Annotated in this window: 18 protein-coding genes; 12 read left to right on the top strand and 6 right to left on the bottom strand. The window is 70.8% G+C overall.

Annotation, left to right across the window (positions count from 1 at the left end):
• The first annotated feature begins 49 nt into the window (after nucleotides 1–49).
• Nucleotides 50–550: a DUF4254 domain-containing protein gene (locus tag AMO33_RS16100; RefSeq protein WP_041559843.1), complete on the top strand. Its 501-nt coding sequence runs from the start codon at nucleotides 50–52 to the stop codon at nucleotides 548–550.
• Between the two features lie 28 nt (nucleotides 551–578).
• Here AMO33_RS16100 and AMO33_RS16095 read toward each other — a convergent pair whose 3' ends face one another.
• Nucleotides 579–1,979 carry a nucleotide-binding protein gene (locus AMO33_RS16095; protein WP_420846024.1) on the bottom strand — a complete coding sequence of 467 codons (1,401 nt, stop codon included), beginning with the start codon at nucleotides 1,977–1,979 and terminating at the stop codon, nucleotides 579–581.
• 3,060 nt (nucleotides 1,980–5,039) lie between these two features.
• Here AMO33_RS16095 and infA point away from each other — a divergent pair.
• The 8 genes from infA (at nucleotide 5,040) to truA (ending at nucleotide 9,868) form a co-directional block, all read left to right on the top strand.
• A complete protein-coding gene (infA, locus tag AMO33_RS16090) occupies nucleotides 5,040–5,261 on the top strand; it encodes a translation initiation factor IF-1 (RefSeq protein ID WP_003418601.1) in 222 nt (73 codons plus the stop codon).
• Between the two features lie 155 nt (nucleotides 5,262–5,416).
• Nucleotides 5,417–5,530: a 50S ribosomal protein L36 gene (rpmJ, locus tag AMO33_RS16085; RefSeq protein WP_011207363.1), complete on the top strand. Its 114-nt coding sequence runs from the start codon at nucleotides 5,417–5,419 to the stop codon at nucleotides 5,528–5,530.
• 220 nt (nucleotides 5,531–5,750) lie between these two features.
• Nucleotides 5,751–6,122, top strand: a complete 372-nt coding sequence (rpsM, locus tag AMO33_RS16080; protein ID WP_011207364.1) for a 30S ribosomal protein S13 — start codon at nucleotides 5,751–5,753, stop codon at nucleotides 6,120–6,122.
• A gap of 7 nt (nucleotides 6,123–6,129) precedes the next feature.
• Entirely contained in the window at nucleotides 6,130–6,543 is a 414-nt protein-coding gene (gene rpsK, locus AMO33_RS16075; protein ID WP_011207365.1) for a 30S ribosomal protein S11, read from the top strand.
• Nucleotides 6,544–6,565: 22 nt separating this feature from the next.
• Entirely contained in the window at nucleotides 6,566–7,171 is a 606-nt protein-coding gene (rpsD, locus tag AMO33_RS16070; RefSeq protein ID WP_011207366.1) for a 30S ribosomal protein S4, read from the top strand.
• 107 nt (nucleotides 7,172–7,278) lie between these two features.
• Nucleotides 7,279–8,337, top strand: coding sequence for a DNA-directed RNA polymerase subunit alpha (locus tag AMO33_RS16065; RefSeq protein WP_011207367.1), 1,059 nt, complete (start codon nucleotides 7,279–7,281; stop codon nucleotides 8,335–8,337).
• A 125-nt stretch (nucleotides 8,338–8,462) separates the two neighbouring features.
• Nucleotides 8,463–8,999 (top strand): 50S ribosomal protein L17, encoded by a 537-nt coding sequence (gene rplQ, locus AMO33_RS16060; RefSeq protein ID WP_011207368.1) that lies wholly within the window; start codon nucleotides 8,463–8,465, stop codon nucleotides 8,997–8,999.
• Nucleotides 8,996–9,868 carry a tRNA pseudouridine(38-40) synthase TruA gene (truA, locus tag AMO33_RS16055; RefSeq protein ID WP_373368897.1) on the top strand — a complete coding sequence of 291 codons (873 nt, stop codon included), beginning with the start codon at nucleotides 8,996–8,998 and terminating at the stop codon, nucleotides 9,866–9,868. The genes rplQ and truA overlap by 4 nt, the downstream gene beginning before the upstream one ends.
• Nucleotides 9,869–9,937: 69 nt before the next feature.
• On the opposite strand, the gene AMO33_RS16050 is transcribed toward truA, so the two are convergent.
• Nucleotides 9,938–10,381 (bottom strand): Hsp20/alpha crystallin family protein, encoded by a 444-nt coding sequence (locus AMO33_RS16050; protein WP_041559844.1) that lies wholly within the window; start codon nucleotides 10,379–10,381, stop codon nucleotides 9,938–9,940.
• A gap of 165 nt (nucleotides 10,382–10,546) precedes the next feature.
• Here AMO33_RS16050 and AMO33_RS16045 point away from each other — a divergent pair, with 165 nt between their 5' ends.
• Nucleotides 10,547–11,371, top strand: coding sequence for an LLM class F420-dependent oxidoreductase (locus AMO33_RS16045; protein ID WP_060593108.1), 825 nt, complete (start codon nucleotides 10,547–10,549; stop codon nucleotides 11,369–11,371).
• A gap of 7 nt (nucleotides 11,372–11,378) precedes the next feature.
• Here the strand turns inward: AMO33_RS16045 and AMO33_RS16040 are convergent, their stop codons facing one another.
• The 3 genes from AMO33_RS16040 to AMO33_RS16030 all read right to left on the bottom strand — a co-directional run bounded on the left by AMO33_RS16040 (nucleotide 11,379) and on the right by AMO33_RS16030 (nucleotide 12,725).
• The gene (locus AMO33_RS16040; protein WP_011207372.1) at nucleotides 11,379–11,699 is read right to left on the bottom strand and encodes a metal-sensitive transcriptional regulator; all 321 of its coding nucleotides are present in this window, start codon (nucleotides 11,697–11,699) and stop codon (nucleotides 11,379–11,381) included.
• Nucleotides 11,700–11,777: 78 nt separating this feature from the next.
• Nucleotides 11,778–12,377 carry an EamA family transporter gene (locus tag AMO33_RS16035; protein ID WP_139337523.1) on the bottom strand — a complete coding sequence of 200 codons (600 nt, stop codon included), beginning with the start codon at nucleotides 12,375–12,377 and terminating at the stop codon, nucleotides 11,778–11,780.
• Nucleotides 12,378–12,386: 9 nt separating this feature from the next.
• The gene (locus AMO33_RS16030) at nucleotides 12,387–12,725 is read right to left on the bottom strand and encodes an EamA family transporter (RefSeq protein ID WP_159005510.1); all 339 of its coding nucleotides are present in this window, start codon (nucleotides 12,723–12,725) and stop codon (nucleotides 12,387–12,389) included.
• 135 nt (nucleotides 12,726–12,860) lie between these two features.
• Between AMO33_RS16030 and AMO33_RS16025 the strand changes: the two genes are divergently transcribed.
• A complete protein-coding gene (locus tag AMO33_RS16025; protein WP_060593105.1) occupies nucleotides 12,861–13,670 on the top strand; it encodes an S-methyl-5'-thioadenosine phosphorylase in 810 nt (269 codons plus the stop codon).
• Nucleotides 13,671–13,689: 19 nt separating this feature from the next.
• On the top strand, nucleotides 13,690–14,265 hold the full coding sequence (locus AMO33_RS16020; RefSeq protein WP_060593104.1) for an NADPH-dependent FMN reductase: 576 nt from the start codon (nucleotides 13,690–13,692) through the stop codon (nucleotides 14,263–14,265).
• A gap of 1 nt (nucleotide 14,266) precedes the next feature.
• Here the strand turns inward: AMO33_RS16020 and eccE are convergent, their stop codons facing one another.
• Entirely contained in the window at nucleotides 14,267–15,913 is a 1,647-nt protein-coding gene (eccE, locus tag AMO33_RS16015) for a type VII secretion protein EccE (RefSeq protein WP_011207376.1), read from the bottom strand.
• Nucleotides 15,914–15,987 lie beyond the last annotated feature (74 nt).

Below are 15,987 nucleotides of genomic sequence, written 5' to 3'. Positions count from 1 at the left end.
CTAGGAATGGCGAGGCAACGTGGCAGGTTCGGATTCATCCACGGTCGTGATGGCGATCTCCCCGGCGACGGCGTGCGCCGGTCCGGCGGTCGGGGCCGATGCCCCCGGCGTGCTCCCCTCCTCGGATCTGCTCGTGCGGGCCTGTCGCGGGCACCGCGTCGTCGGCGGTCCGCTGCTGTGGTTCGCGCGGGATCTGGCCGTTCTGCACGAACGGCGCCTGGTCGGACGCGGCGGCTCCATCGAATCCGATCCGGCGGTCATCCTCGAAAACCAGCGCCGCCGTGGCGAACTGGTGATGGCCATCGACGACTGGGTGCTGCGCAGCGTGCCCCAGCACCGGCTCGGCGCCACCCTGCACACCGAAACCGTCGGCGCCGTCATCGACCGGCTGGCCGAATCCGCCGTCCGCGCCCACCACGCGCTGGTCACCCTGGACGCCCACGACGAGATGCTGCACGGCGCCTGGCACCACCTCGCCGAACTGGCCGACGCCTACGACGCCCTGGTCCGCGAGGTCGTCGCCGGACGCCGACGACTACCCGAATGGTGAACCGGCGGGCCCGGGCACCGCGCCGCTGTCAGTGATAGCGACGGTGGTCGACGCCGAACTGGTCGGCCACCGTGGCGGCCAGTTCCACGTAGGCCCGCTTGGCCTGCTTGCTCAACCGGTGCAGATCGATCTCGGCGCCCTCGGACAGATGCTGGTCGTAGGGGATGATGTGCACCGCGCGACAGCGCGAGAGGAAGTACTCCCGCAACTGCTGCACCCCGACGTTCGGTGAACCCTCGCGCGGCAGGTTGATCACCACGACCGCATTGCGCACCAGGTGGTCGTGCCCGTGCAGCGAGAGCCAGTCCAGCGTCGCCGCGGCACTGCGTGCGCCGTCGATCGCCGCCGAGGACACCAGCACCAGCGAATGCGCCAGATCAAGCACACCCGCCATCGCCGAGTGCATCAGGCCGGTGCCGCAGTCGGTGAGGATGATGTTGTAGAAGCGCTGCAGGATCCGCGCGACCGCCCGGTACTCCTCGTCGTTGAACGCCTCCGACGCCGCCGGATCGCGTTCGCTGGCAAGCACTTCCAACCGGCTGGTGGCCTGCGAGGTGTGCCTACGCACATCCGAGTAGCGCTCGATGGACGGGTCGAGCAGCAGATCGCGCACGGTCGACCTGGTCTGCAGTGGCACCCGCTGCGAGAGCGTGCCGAAGTCGGGGTTGGCGTCCACCGCGATCACGCGGTCGCCGCGGATGGAGGCGAAGATCGAGCCGAGGCCCATCGTGGTCGTCGTCTTGCCGACGCCACCCTTCAACGACAGCACCGCGATCCGGTAGTCACCGCGCACCGGCTGCCTGATCCGCGCGACCAGCTCCTGCAGCCGTCGCTCCTCGGCCGACATGCCCGGATTGATCGCGCCACCGGACATGTGGTGCACGGCCTTGCGCCAGCCGCTGCCCGGCGCGCGCTTGGCCCGTCGCATCGGCACGTCGTCGAGGGAGGGATGGCCGGGCTGCGGCGCCTGCGGCGGCACCTGACCCCACTGGGATGCGCCACCCGCCGGGTTCCACGGCGGGGTACTCGACGGTGGCGGCGCCTGGGGAGCGGGTGCGACCTGCGCCTGCACCGGGGGCTGCCCGGACTGCGGGGGGTGCTGTTCGCCGGGCGCCGACGGGTATCCGGGCTCGGGCAGGTAGCCGGGCTCGCCGGGTCGCCGGTCGCCGGGGATGTGGTAGTTGCCCGGTGCCGCCGCGAACGGCGGTGCGACCGGGTACCCCTGCTGCGCGGCGGGAGCGCCGTAGGGGGAGTCCGGCGGTACGCTCGGCTGCGGCTGGTTCCAGCCCGGCATCGACGGATCGGCCGGGGCCTGGGCGAAGACATTCGGGTCGCGTCCGAGGACACCCGGTGCGGGCTGATCGCTCACCGGGGCGCGATGCGCCGCGACGCCGCTGTCGGGAGATGGTCCGGGAAGGCCGGTGGGCAGCCGGTGCCTGCCACCGGTTTCCGCGCCCGCCGACGGTGCCTGCCGATCACCCGGACCGAAACGCTGCCCCGCCCGATGATCGACCGGGGTGAACCCGTCGATCGGCGCGCTGCCGCTGAAACTGTCCGCACCCGGCCGGGGAGCGAGCGCACCACTCGCGGAGGCACCGGCGGACGGAGTGGAGTCCGTGGATGCGGGGGTGTTCGTAGGCCCGGTGGGGTTCGTGGACGCCGCGGTGGTTGCGGGCGGGGCGGGGCTTGCGGATGCCGCGGAGTGTGCGGGCGGCGTGGACTGGATGGGCGCCGAGGGATTCGGCGGAGCGCCGACGTCGGCGCGCGCGGTGGATGCGGGGGAGGTACTGGATTGCCGAAGCGATTCGGGTGCGGCGGTATCCGCGGGCGCGCCGATGTTCGTCGGGGCGCTGGAGTCTGTGGGGGCCGCGGGGTTTGCGGATGTGGCGGTGTCGGCGTGCGCGGTGGTTGCGGCTGTGGTGGGGGTCGCGGGTTGCCGAAGCGATTCGGGCGCGCTGGTATCCGCGGGCGCGCTGGTATTTGCGGGCGCGCTGGCATGCGCGGGCGCGTGGGTATCTGCGGGGGCGCTGGCATGCGCGGGCGCGTGGGTATCTGCGGGGGCGCTGGCATGCGCGGGCGCGTGGGTATTTGCGGGCGCGCTGGCATGCGCGGGCGCGTGGGTATTTGCGGGCGCGCTGGCATTCGCGGGCGCGCTGGCGTTTGCGCGTGCATTGGCGTTCGGGGGCGCGCTGGAGTCTGTGGGGGCCGCCGGGTTTGCGGGTGTGGCGGCATCGGCGTGCGCGGTGGCGGGTGCGGTGGGGTTCGGAGTTCGCCGAACTGCTTCGGGCGCGGCGGCATCCGCGGGGCGGTCGATGTTTGCCCGCGCGCCCGCATCGGGGGGCGTGTCGGCGTTCGTCGGGACCGCGGGGCCGGTGGGCACCGCGGGAGTTCCGGGCGCGGTGCCGTTGTCGGGCGCGGTCGGGTCGGTCGTCGCCGTAGTGCTCGTGGGAGCGGGAGGCGTGGTGCCGTCTGCTCCCGACCAGGCGGGTGGGAGATCGGACGCGTCAGGAGGTGAGGCGGGCTCCGATGTCGAAGACGATGCGGGCGACCGCATTCCCGGTGGCGGTGGCGGTAGGTCCGGCAGAGCCCGAGGCCGTCGCGGCGCACTGTCGTCCGCCGCGTCGGTGGCCGTGGACGACGGGGCACCGGTTGCGGGGTTCTCCGCGGCGGTGGCACCGGCGGCCATCGGCGCGCCGCCCGGCGCCGATCCACCCGGCGGCGTGGCGCCCGGGGCACGGTCGGAGGGGGCGGTGCCGGGCGGCGCGGGGGAGCGGCGGCCCAACGGCTGGAAGGCCTCGGAGGGCTGGCTCGGCCGACGAGTCGGAAGACTCGGCACCGCGGACGTTCCCGCGCTCGCCCGAGACCCCACCGCTCCCGGCGAAGGCTCGCCGCCCGACCCGGGAACACCGGGGACGGAACCCGGCCCCACGGGCGCAGACCCACCCGGAATCCCCCGACCCCCGAACGGCCCACCGAGAGCGGGCCCGTCGCCCACCGATCCGCTCGGATCGGAGCCCGGCACGCCACCGGGTGCGCCCATCCCGTGGGTCGGCCCGCTGGGGATGGGGCCGCTCGGGGTCGGACCGGCAGGAGTGGGGCCGCCCGATATCGGCGCGCTGGGGATGGGGCCGCTCGGGGTCGGACCGGCAGGAGTGGGGCCGCCCGATATCGGCCCGCTGGGGATGGGGCCGCTCGGGGTCGGACCGGCAGGAATGGGCCCGCCCGATACCGGCCCGCTCGGGATCGGCCCGCTGGGGATCGGCCCGCTCGAGATCGGCCCGCTGGGGATCGGCCCGCTGGGGACCGGCCCGCTGAAATCCGAGCTGCCCTGGTCAGTCCCGCTGAAACCCGGCCCGCTGGGGATCGGTCCACTTCCGATCGGCCCACCGTGGCTCGTGTCGGAGGGCGCCGGAACGCCGGGCGCCGCGTTCGGGGGCGGCCCTGCCGGACGAGATCCCGGCGCGAACACCGGTGCGCCGCCCTCCCCGCCGGGATGGCCGGGGATCGGGCCGGACGGTGCGTCCTGGGGATGGGGCGGCTGGGTGAAGCCTGCGGGGTGGCCGTGTGGTCCCGGGCCGGGCGCGGGTGTGCCGGGGGAGTACGGGGTGGGACCCGAGTAGGGCGCTGGTGCGCGGTCGAGCGGGGCCTGTCCGGGGTGGCCGGGAAGCGGCGGCTGTCCGAAGCCGGGGCCGGGCATCATTTCGCCGGGGTGCGTCCCGTTGGGCTGGGTCTCGTTCGGCCCGGGGCGACCCGCGATCGGCCCGGACGGGCCAGCGGGCTCCGGTTGCGTACCGGGCTGCCCGTATCCGGACGGCGCCCGGTCGGTGCCGGGCGCGTGGGATGCGGGATCGAACGACGCGGGATCGGACGACGCGGGATCGAACGACGCGGAGCCGCCTGGCCCGTCGAAGGCCGGACTCCCCCACGACCCGCCGGACCGTGGATCGGGTTCCGTCCACCCCTGGGCCGGTTCCGGCTTGTCGGCGTCGCGGTCGCGCCCCAACCAGCCGCGGCGTTTCTTGTCCTTGCGGCCCGCGCTGTGACCGGGGTCCTGCCTGCCGTCGGGGGACTGGCGGCGACGACCGCGCTTGCGCTCGGGAGCGTCGTCGATGAGGTCTTCGTGCGGGAGATTCTGGACCGGTGCTTCGTAGCCGCCGCCGGCTTCGCTCTCGGACAACCAGGGTGGCAGCATGGGGAGGCCGTCGTCACTACGGCTCAACACATCCCCCTAGATCTGCTCGACCGATGCCTGGACTGCGCCCAGTTTACGGGACGGGTCACCGCCCTCGTGGGCCAGGGAGCGCCGCTGCGCCCGGGGGTCGGAGGGGGTGCTTTTTGCCGGATCGCGCGGCGGTCGGTAAGCTGGAGCGGCGGTGCACCTATGCGCCGACTGTTTGCGTGCCGCCGGTGGGAAACACCCGACCGGTCCATCCAAGCAGAAGCCAGGCAATCAAACCAGGTTTGAGCATAAACCGGGATCGCGGAGGACATGGCGAAAAAGGACGGGGCCATCGAGGTCGAGGGTCGGGTTGTCGAACCGCTGCCCAATGCGATGTTCCGTATCGAGCTCGAGAACGGGCACAAGGTTCTCGCGCACATCAGCGGGAAGATGCGGCAGCACTACATCCGTATCCTCCCCGAGGACCGCGTGGTCGTGGAGCTCTCGCCGTACGACCTGTCCCGCGGTCGCATCGTTTACCGCTACAAGTGAGCCCGTCGTCCCGGTCCGCCGGGACGGCCCGGGTGGGTCCGGGCGGGATGTCGGAGCGATCCGCCGCGCCCGGAACGGAATGAAGACTTCCCCAGTCGCCGACTGGGGAAAAACTGTGTTCACACCCCAGTGAACCCGCAACAGATTGGACGGACGTGAAGGTTCAGCCGAGCGTCAAGAAGATCTGCGAGAAGTGCAAGGTGATCCGCCGTCACGGGCGGGTCATGGTGATCTGCGACAACCTGCGCCACAAGCAGCGCCAGGGCTGATCGGGAAGCACCGCCGGGCACCGATCGCATGATCGGCTTGGCCACAAGTCAGTGAAGAAACTCCCAGCTCCAGCGGCACGCTGTGGAAATTCGGGTCCCTCCCACGGAGGACAGCCCGGGGTGTGCACGCCAACCACCGGTACGGAGGCCGGTGCCCCAACTCGAGACGCGGGGACGGACAGGGAGCAGACCTCCGCCACACCGATAAGGAACTGCCACCATGGCACGTCTGATGGGCGTCGATCTCCCGCGCGAGAAGCGCATGGAGATCGCGTTGACCTACATCTACGGCATCGGCCGTACCCGCTCCAAGGAGATCCTCGAGGCCACCGGCGTCAGCCCGGACCTGCGGTCGAAGGATCTCAGCGATGACGACCTGACCAAGCTCCGCGACTACATCGAGGCCTCGGAGTTCAAGGTCGAGGGTGACCTGCGCCGCGAAGTGCAGGCCGACATCCGTCGCAAGATCGAGATCGGCTGCTACCAGGGTCTGCGGCACCGCCGCGGTCTGCCGGTGCGCGGCCAGCGCACCAAGACCAACGCGCGGACGCGCAAGGGTCCGAAGAAGACCGTCGCCGGCAAGAAGAAGTAGGGACAGCATGCCTCCGAAGAGTCGGGCCTCCGGCCCCAAGAAGACCCAGAAGTCGCGGCGCCGGGACAAGAAGAACGTTCCGCACGGCAACGCGCACATCAAGAGCACGTTCAACAACACGATCGTGTCCATCACCGACCCGAACGGCAACGTCATCTCCTGGGCGTCCTCGGGTCACGTCGGCTTCAAGGGTTCGCGCAAGTCGACCCCGTTCGCCGCCCAGCTGGCCGCCGAGAACGCGGCCCGCAAGGCGCAGGAGCACGGCGTCAAGAAGGTCGACGTGTTCGTCAAGGGCCCGGGTTCGGGCCGCGAGACCGCGATCCGCTCGCTGCAGGCCGCCGGCCTGGAAGTGGGCACGATTTCCGATGTCACCCCGCAGCCGCACAACGGCTGCCGTCCGCCCAAGCGGCGTCGCGTCTAGCGGGAAAGGAAGGTAGAACGACATGGCCCGTTACACCGGACCCATCACCCGCAAGTCGCGTCGTCTGCGCGTCGACCTCGTCGGCGGCGATCAGGCGTTCGAGCGTCGCCCCTACCCGCCCGGCCAGCACGGCCGCGCGCGGATCAAGGAGAGCGAGTACCTGCTCCAGCTGCAGGAGAAGCAGAAGGCGCGCTTCTCCTACGGCGTCATGGAGAAGCAGTTCCGCCGGTACTACGAGGAAGCCAACCGCCAGAAGGGCAAGACGGGTGACAACCTGCTGCGCCTGCTGGAGACCCGGCTCGACAACGTGGTCTACCGCGCCGGTCTGGCTCGCACCCGCCGCCAGGCCCGTCAGCTCGTCAGCCACGGCCACTTCCTGGTCAACGGCGTGAAGGTCGACGTGCCCAGCTACCGGGTGAGCCAGTACGACATCATCGATGTCAAGGAGAAGTCGCTGTCGACCCTGCCGTTCCAGGTCGCGCGCGAGACCCTCGGCGAGCGCCCGGTGCCGGGCTGGCTGCAGGTGCTCCCGGGCCGCCTGCGGATCCTGGTCCACCAGGAGCCCGAGCGCGCGCAGATCGATGTGCCGCTGCAGGAACAGCTGATCGTCGAGTACTACTCGAAGTAATCAGCGCGCTGTGCCGCTGGTGCGTGGCCGTCCGACGTCGAACGGCCACGCACAACCCCTGAAACGTGGCGTCAAATAGCGGGCGCCCTAGAAGGAGGAAGATCCTCATGCTGATTTCTCAGCGACCGACGCTGACCGAAGAGGTCATCGCCGAGAACCGGTCGAAGTTCACCATCGAACCCCTCGAGCCGGGCTTCGGTTACACCCTCGGCAACTCGCTGCGGCGCACCCTGCTGTCCTCGATCCCGGGGGCCGCGGTCACGAGCATCCGCATCGACGGCGTCCTGCACGAGTTCACCACCGTGCCCGGTGTGAAGGAGGATGTCACCGACATCATCCTGAACCTCAAGGGTCTGGTCGTGTCCTCGGAGGAGGACGAGCCGGTCACGATGTACGTGCGCAAGCAGGGCCCCGGCACCGTCACCGCGGGTGACATCGTGCCGCCCGCCGGTGTTGTCGTGCACAACCCGGACATGCACATCGCCACCCTGAACGACAAGGGCAAGCTCGAGATCGAGCTGGTCGTCGAGCGGGGGCGTGGCTATGTGCCCGCGGTGCAGAACAAGGCGTCCGGTGCGGAAATCGGCCGGATCCCGGTGGACTCGATCTACTCGCCGGTGCTCAAGGTGACCTACAAGGTCGAGGCGACCCGTGTCGAGCAGCGCACCGACTTCGACCGGCTCATCCTGGACGTGGAGACCAAGAACTCCATCAGCGCGCGGGACGCGCTCGCCTCGGCGGGCAAGACCCTGGTCGAGCTCTTCGGCCTGGCCCGTGAGCTGAACGTCGAAGCCGAGGGCATCGAGATCGGCCCCTCGCCGGCCGAGGCGGATCACATCGCCTCCTTCGGCCTGCCGATCGAGGACTTGGACCTCACCGTCCGGTCCTACAACTGCCTCAAGCGCGAGGGTGTGCACACGGTGGGCGAGCTGGTCGCCCGCACCGAGTCGGACCTGCTGGACATCCGCAACTTCGGCCAGAAGTCCATCGACGAGGTGAAGGTCAAGCTGCACGCGCTCGGCCTCTCGCTCAAGGACAGCCCGGCGTCGTTCGACCCGTCCTCGGTGGTGGGCTACGACGCGAGCACCGGCACGTGGAGCGACAGCGGCACTTTCAGCGACAACGACGGCGGCGAGCAGGACTACGCCGAGACCGAACAGCTCTAGGCCGGCAGGGGTAGGCAACCCGGCCCGGCCTTGACCCGCGGCGTGCGCGACGGGCCCGGAGACGGTGGTGAAACGCCACCGCGAAGGGCCCCGCGACCACCGCAATCAGACACAGGAGAACAACAATGCCTAAGCCCAAGAAGGGTGCTCGCTTCGGCGGGTCGGCGTCGCACCAGAAGGCGATCTTCGCCAATCTGGCGACGGCGCTCTTCGAGCACGGCCGGATCACCACGACCGAGGCCAAGGCCAAGGCCGTGCGCCCCTACGCCGAGAAGCTCATCACCAAGGCGAAGGCCGGCACCCTGGCCGACCGTCGCGAGGTGCTGAAGGTGATCCGCAACAAGGACGTCGTGCACTCGCTCTTCGCGGAGATCGGGCCGTCGTTCGAGGGCCGCGAGGGTGGCTACACCCGCATCACCAAGACGCTGCCCCGCAAGGGTGACAACGCGCCGATGGCGATCATCGAGCTGGTCCGGGAGAAGACCGTGACCAACGAGGCCGATCGTGCCCGTCGCGTCGCCGCCTCCAAGAAGGCCGAGGAGCAGGCTCCGGCCGCCGAGGCCGAGGAGCAGGCGCCCGCCGCCGAGGCCGAGGCCCCCGCTGCCGACGCCGCTGCGGAGGCGAAGGCCGACGAGGCCGCCGAGGACAAGAAGGACGCCTGATCCTGACTCGGGATGCCACGCATGAGCCCGCCGCCCTTCCGGGTGGCGGGCTCATTCGCGTACGCCTCGACATCGCCTACGACGGCACCGATTTCGTGGGCTGGGCGCGGCAGCCCGGCCTGCGTACCGTGCAGGGCGTGCTCGAGGACGCGCTCGGCAAGGTGCTGCGCGAGCCGATCCAGCTCACGGTCGCCGGACGCACCGACGCGGGTGTGCACGCCGAGGGGCAGGTTGCGCACTTCGACACCGCGGCGGAGTTCGACGGTCCGCAGCTGGTGCACCGGCTGGCCCGGTTCCTGCCCAAGGACGTCCGGGTCAAGCGCGCGGACGTGGTCCCACCGGATTTCGACGCCAGGTTCTCCGCGATCCGCCGCCACTACGTCTATCGGCTGACCACCGCGCCCTACGGGGCCGAACCGCTGGCGGCCCGCAGCGTGGTGCCGTGCAAGAGCGCGGTGGATGTCGATGCCATGCGCCGTGCCTCGCGCATGCTGCTGGGGCTGCACGATTTCGCCGCGTTCTGCCGTCGCCGGGAGGGCGCCACCACGGTGCGGGAACTCCAGCGGTTCGATTGGGAGCGGCAGGGGGATCTGCTGCTCGCGCACGTGAGTGCGGACGCGTTCTGCTGGTCGATGGTGCGCAGTCTGGTCGGCGCCGTACTCGCGGTGGGGGAGGGCAGGCGCAGCCCGGAGTGGGTGGCCGGGCTGCTGCGCGAGACGCAGCGCTCGAGTTCGGTGACGGTGGCGCCCGCGCACGGCCTCAGCCTCGTCGCGGTGGACTATCCGGCCGATGACGAGCTCGCCGCGCGCAACGTCCAGACCAGGGAGATGCGGTCGGCGCCCGCGGTGGAGGGGTGCTGCGGGGAGTGAGCGCCCCGTGGACGGGCATCGCGAGCCGTCCGGAGACGGCTCGCGATGCGGTGTTCGTGGCGATCGGCGTCAGTTGTTGGAGCTCGCTTCGATCGTCTTCTGTTCGGATCCGCCGGTGATCTCGATGCGGCGCGGCTTGGCCTTCTCGGCGATCGGGATGGTCACCGACAGCACGCCGTTGTTGTAGGTGGCGCTGATCTTGTCGGTGTCGACGTTGTCGCCGAGCGACAGCTGGCGCATGTAGGTGCCCGCGAAGCGCTCCGAGGCGATCCACTGGACGCCTTCCTCGCTCGGGACGCTGCGCTGGGCGCGCAGGGTCAGCGTGCCGTTGTCCACGCTCACATCGACGGAACCGGGATCGACACCGGGCAGGTCGGCATTGAGCACGTAGTGGTCACCGGCCTTGAACAGATCCATCGGCATGAATCGCGGCGCACGTGCCGTACCGGTTCCCTCGCCGAGCAGATGGCGAGCAACGGTGTCGATGTCATGGAATGGATCGAACCGCAGCACAGCAATCACCTCCATTTCCATCACGGCGGTGCTCGCCACGGCGGCGAGCGCCGGAAGCTGTGCACCATCAAATTTAGCACTCTCCGGGCGAGAGTGCTAACACTTTTTCCGCTCGATTCCGCCCTCGGCGGAATAGCCGTTGGCGTCGTCGCGGTTGCTCGGGGCATGACGGCACACGAGCTCGGACGTTTCGGGGTATGGCGCGGCTACAAGGGATTTCGGCCCGAGGAGGCCGCCGAACTGGAACAGCTCGGCTACGGCGCGCTGTGGCTGGGCGGCTCGCCGCCTGCCGCGCTGCCCACGGTGGAGCCGCTGCTCGCGGCGACCACCACGCTGACCGTCGGCACCAGCATCGTCAACATCTGGACCGCGCCCGCCGCCGAAGTCGCCGAATCGTTCCACCGCATCGACGCGCGTTACCCCGGACGGTTCCTGCTCGGCATCGGGGTCGGTCATCCGGAGGCGGTCAGCGCCTACCGCAAGCCGTACGACGCGCTGGTGGAGTACCTGGACGACCTGGACGCGGCGGGCGTGCCGCGCGAACGCCGGGCGGTCGCGGCGCTCGGACCGCGAGTGCTGGAACTGGCCCGGGATCGGTCGGCGGGCGCGCTGCCGTATCTCACCACTCCCGAACACACCCGTCGTGCGAGGGACGTCCTCGGGGCGGCGTCGCTGCTGGCGGTGGAGCAGAAGCTGGTGGTCGACGACGACGCGGAGCGGGCCAGGGCGCTGGGCCGCCCGGTGGTCGCGCGCTATCTCGGCTTGCGCAACTACGTCGCCAACCTGCGCCGACTCGGCTACGAGGAGTCCGACGTCGCCGGTCAGGGCAGTGACCGGTTGGTCGACGCGCTGGCCGTGCACGGCACCGCGGCGCAGGTGGCCGATCGGCTACGCGCGCATCGGGACGCGGGCGCCGACCACGTCGCGCTGCAACCGCTCGAGGAGGACTATCTGGCGCCGTTGCGCGCGCTCGCCCCGCTGTTGCGTTGAGCGGACGTCAGGACCGCACCAGGCGGGCGATGGCGTCGGTGGCTTCCTTGATCTTGGCCTCGGCCTCCGGGCCGCCGGCCACCGCGGCGTCCACCACGCAGTGGCTGATGTGATCCTCGAGCAGGCCCATCGCCACGGCCTGTAGCGCCTTGGTCATGGCCGAGACCTGCGTGAGGATGTCGATGCAGTACTTCTCCTCCTCGACCATCCGCTGCAGGCCGCGTGCCTGGCCCTCGATGCGGCGCAGGCGCTTGAGGTAGTCGTCCTTGCTCGTGATGTAGCCGTGTGCCGCGTGGTCGTGGGTGCTGCTCGCGTCCGGGGTGGTCACCGACTGTCTCCTTGCTGCGTGTGGCCCGCCGATCGGCGAGTCAATACCCCCCTAGGGTACAGGGGATCGGGCGGCTTGTCAGGTGGCCTGGGGGCCCGGCGCGGGCACCTCCGACGCGGCCGGACGGCGCTGCCCGCCCGACCGCGCCAGCGCGATGCCGCCGACCACCAACAGCGCGCCGACCATCTGGATCGGCGCGATCGCCTCGCCGAGCAGTATCCGCGACAGCGCCACGGCGAACAAAACCTCGCTCAGCAGCACCAGCGACATGAGGGTGGAACCGATCCGCGCGGCCCCGGCCACCCCGCACGCGTACGCCACCACCGTGCTGATCGTGATGAGCATGGCCAGCGCGGCCCACACCGGCAGCTCCCGCGCGGCCAGCACCGCGGTGCCCGTGCCGAAGTGCAGCGGCAATACGCTGCTCAACCCGAGTGCCCAGCTGGTCACCGCGGCCACCCCGAGACCCGCGCCGAGCAACGTGACGGGTGCGAGGCTGTCGGAGGTGCGCGCCGAGAGCAGGAAGAACGCCGCGTTGCACAGCATCGACAGCGCCGCCCAGGCCAGGCCGACCGGCCGCAGGCCCTCGGTGTGGAAGACGTCGATCACCAGGGCCGCCCCGCCCAGCGCCACCGCGGCGCCCAGCAACGTCAGCGGGGTGGGCCTGCGCCCGCGCACCACCCAGTCTCACGCGATCACCACCACCGGCGCCAGGAACTGGATCATCAGCGCGACGCCGACCTGCAGGTGCTGCAGCGACAGGAAGAACGTGGCCTGTACGCCCGCCACCGCGACCACGCCGAACCCGCCGATGGTGCGCAGGTGGCGCGGACTGCGTGCCAGCCCGCGCGGGTCGGCCAATGCCGCGGCCACCAGCATCACCGCCGCCGCGCCGGTCAGCCGCACCGCCAGCACCGCCCCGGGCGACCAGCCCGCGGCCAGCACCGATTTGGCCAGCGGGCCGGAACTGGCGAACGCGAGCCCGCTCGCCACGGTGAGCCACACACCCGCACGCGCTCGCGACACCACACCTCCCACGACAACCGATGAATCGTCCCATCATTGCCCATCCCGGAGGGCGGTCCGGACACCGGTGACCTCCGTCACGACCGCCGTGGACCTGGTGTGCGCCACCCGCGGGCCTCGGGAAGAATCCAGCCCATGAGCGCGCTTCCCCGCCCCGCCCTCGCCGTCATCGGCGGCACCGGTTTCTACGACTTCTTCGACACCGCGACCCAGGACGTCGAGATCGACACCCCCTACGGCGCACCCAGCGCCCCGATCGCGGTCGGTGAGGTCGCCGGACGACCGGTCGCCTTCGTGCCGCGGCACGGCAAGCGGCACGAGTACGCCCCGCACACGCTGCCCTACCTGGCCAACATGTGGGCGCTGCGGTCGCTGGGCGTACGGCGGATCTTCGCACCGTGCGCGGTGGGCAGTCTGCGCGCGGACTGGGGTCCCGGTACCGTCGCGGTACCCGAGCAACTGGTGGACCGCACCTCGGGTCGGCCGCAGACCTACTTCGACGGCGGCGGCGTGCACGTCTCCTTCGCCGACCCGTACTGCGACGAATTGCGCGGCGCCGCCATCGGTTCCGCCGTCGAGGACCTGCCGATGCAGCCCGGCGGCACGATGGTCGTGGTGCAGGGCCCGCGGTTCTCCACCCGCGCCGAGAGCCGCTGGTTCGCCGGGCAGGGCTGGGATCTGGTGAACATGACCGGCTATCCCGAAGCCGTGCTCGCCCGGGAACTGGAGATGTGCTACTGCGCCGTCGCGCTGGTCACCGACCTCGACGCTGGTCTCGAAAGCGGCGAAGGCGTGCACGCGGTCGACGTGTTCGCCGAGTTCAAGCGCAACATCGAGCCGTTCAAAGAGCTGATCCGCGGGGCCATCTCGGCGGTCGAGGGTACGGACACCTGCGCGCGCTGCCGGGTGCACGAGGGCGTGACCCTGCCCTTCGACCTGCCCTGACCGTCCGCGCGGCCGGGCGATGTACCCTCGGGCCGTGGACACACCGCTGCGGCTCGAGGTCATCGTGGCCAGCGTGCGGCCGGAGCGCTTCGCCCCGGTCGTGGCCGACTGGTTCCTGCGTACGGTGCGCGCGCGTCCGGAGTTCGACACCGGGGTGATCGATCTGCTCGACACCCCGCTGCCGGTGGATCTGACCGAGAACAGCGAGGTCGCCGCCTTCCGGGCGCGGCTGGCGGCGGCCGACGCCTTCGTGGCGGTGACGTCGGAGTACAACCACGGCTATCCCGCGTCGTTGAAGACCGCCTTCGACTCCGCCAAGCACGAATGGCGGGCCAAGCCCATCGGTTTCGTCTCCTACGGCGGGCTGTCCGGTGGCCTGCGCGCGGTCGAGCAGTTGCGTCAGGTGGTCGCCGAGATCCACATGGTGTCGGTGCGCGAGACGGTCAGCTTTCATCAGGCCAAGCGTCGCTTCGACGCCGACGGGCAGACCGCCGACGGTGCCGCCGTGGACGCCGCCGGCCGCATGATCGGCCAACTGGCTTGGTGGGCAAGGGCATTGCGCGACGCCCGGCGCGCCGATCCCTATCCCGGCTGACTCACTGCGCGGCCGCCATCGGCCGCCGCCCGCGCGGATGCCCGATGTAGGTGGCCTCTTTCGCGATCGAGACCAGCGTCAGATCGACCTGGGTGGTGCCGGTGCGCACGATCACCCGGTTGCCGATCGCGCCGGGCTGGTGGATGGACAGGTCCGGCCGGGTGGCGGGCCAGCCCATCGGGTCACCGGTGACATAGATCGTGGTGACACCGGCGTGCGGCGCCGGTGCGAGCACCCCGTCGACGACCGCGGCGGTGTATCCCGCGTCGGACTGGTGCGTCTCCACCGCGATGGTCAGCCGTTCCGGGTTGCCGATGGTCTGCACCAGGTGCTCCCAGGCATGCGGCCGGTCGGTGCGGATGAGGATGCGCTCGCCGACGGCCAGCGCGCGGAACACCAGCTGCTGGGCCAGATACAGCTCACCGGCCACATAGACCGTCGAGATGCCCTGACCGATGATGCGCACCGCGACGCCCTGGTTGTTCTCGTCCGAGCCGATCAGCTGGCCGCAGCCCGAGGACGGCAGGTGCAGCGCGCCCACGACGTCGATCGGGTACTCGGTCATCGGCACGGTGTCGTCGACGTTCGGCACCGCCAGCGGCAGATTGGCGAGCAGGCCCTCGCGGTGGCGGCCGTTCATCGAGATCATGCCGGTCTGCTTGGCGCGCTCGGGCAGTTCACGCGCGGTGAGCCGCCAGGAGGCGCCGATGTTCACCGTCTCCGCCGAACTGCCCGGGCGCAGCCGCACCGTCACGGTGGTGCCGCGCGACGGCGCCACCCACAGCTGCGCGAGCAGGTCCGAGCCCAGATGATCGGGGTCGACGGCCGACCCGATGTTCACCGCGTTGCCCAGCTCGGCGTAGCGCCAGCGGTGGGTCAGTGCGCGCGGGTCGTAGCCCGCGGTGATCTGCAGGACGGCCTTGCGGATCTCCGGGGCGGTGAGGATGCGGGCGTTGCAGTCGGCGTCCTCGAGCGCGCGCATGATTCGTTGCGTGGCAATGGTGACCGCGCGCGAGGCGCCTTCGGTGCCACCACCACGTCGCTCGGCCGCACCGGGGCAGGCGACCGCGTCGAAACTGATCGCCAGCCACACCGAACGGTGCGCGGTGGCGGGCAGCGGGCCGAGCAGTGTCTCGTAGATCTTGCCCGCGGGCGTGCCCGCCCGGCTGCGGTGGCCGTGGCTGATGATGTCGATGCCGCTGAGCAGAATGTCGTGCTGGTTCAGGCATTTCGCCAGTTCCGGCAGCGGCAGCAGGTGCGAGGCGAGCACCGTGCTGCTGGAGATACGGGTCAGTCCGCCGCGCGGCGGCAGCACCTCCACCACCGTGACCACCCGGCTGCCGTCCCAGTAGAGGCCGAGGGAGCGGTCGTCGGGACCGCGGAAGTCGACGGTGTCGCCCAGTTCGTACTCGCGGCGCGTGCGAAAGCGCCACCAGGTGACGATCCAGTCGAGCACCGTGCGTTTGGCGACGGGGATCAGCGGCAGCAGCATCGCGACCACCGCGACGGCGAGGGCGACGACGGCGTCGAGCCCGGCGAGCAACGCGACGATTCCGGCGAGGAGACCGATGACCTGCGCGGCCAGCAGATTCGGCATCGAGATGCGTCCGAAGAGCGGGCGCGGCCCCGCTCCGGTGGCTTCGGCCATCACGTCCCCCAAGTAACCGGTGTCGGCCGAATCCGCCCGGCCGAGCTGAACAACAGTCCCACGGAACTGTACTG

It is taken from the genome of Nocardia farcinica, assembly GCF_001182745.1.
In the GTDB taxonomy this organism is placed as follows: Bacteria; Actinomycetota; Actinomycetes; order Mycobacteriales; family Mycobacteriaceae; genus Nocardia; species Nocardia farcinica.
This window is presented reverse-complemented; position numbering and strand designations above follow the sequence as displayed.

Bases quoted from the DNA above. Each gene is read 5' to 3' on its own strand.
- AMO33_RS16100 (WP_041559843.1), top strand. From the start codon at position 50: ATGGCGATCTCCCCGGCGACGGCGTGCGCCGGTCCGGCGGTCGGGGCC.
- infA (WP_003418601.1), top strand. From the start codon at position 5,040: ATGGCGAAAAAGGACGGGGCCATCGAGGTCGAGGGTCGGGTTGTCGAA.
- rpsM (WP_011207364.1), top strand. From the start codon at position 5,751: ATGGCACGTCTGATGGGCGTCGATCTCCCGCGCGAGAAGCGCATGGAG.
- rpsK (WP_011207365.1), top strand. From the start codon at position 6,130: ATGCCTCCGAAGAGTCGGGCCTCCGGCCCCAAGAAGACCCAGAAGTCG.
- rpsD (WP_011207366.1), top strand. From the start codon at position 6,566: ATGGCCCGTTACACCGGACCCATCACCCGCAAGTCGCGTCGTCTGCGC.
- AMO33_RS16065 (WP_011207367.1), top strand. From the start codon at position 7,279: ATGCTGATTTCTCAGCGACCGACGCTGACCGAAGAGGTCATCGCCGAG.
- rplQ (WP_011207368.1), top strand. From the start codon at position 8,463: ATGCCTAAGCCCAAGAAGGGTGCTCGCTTCGGCGGGTCGGCGTCGCAC.
- AMO33_RS16045 (WP_060593108.1), top strand. From the start codon at position 10,547: ATGACGGCACACGAGCTCGGACGTTTCGGGGTATGGCGCGGCTACAAG.
- AMO33_RS16025 (WP_060593105.1), top strand. From the start codon at position 12,861: ATGAGCGCGCTTCCCCGCCCCGCCCTCGCCGTCATCGGCGGCACCGGT.
- AMO33_RS16020 (WP_060593104.1), top strand. From the start codon at position 13,690: ATGTACCCTCGGGCCGTGGACACACCGCTGCGGCTCGAGGTCATCGTG.
- eccE (WP_011207376.1), bottom strand. From the start codon at position 15,913: ATGGCCGAAGCCACCGGAGCGGGGCCGCGCCCGCTCTTCGGACGCATC.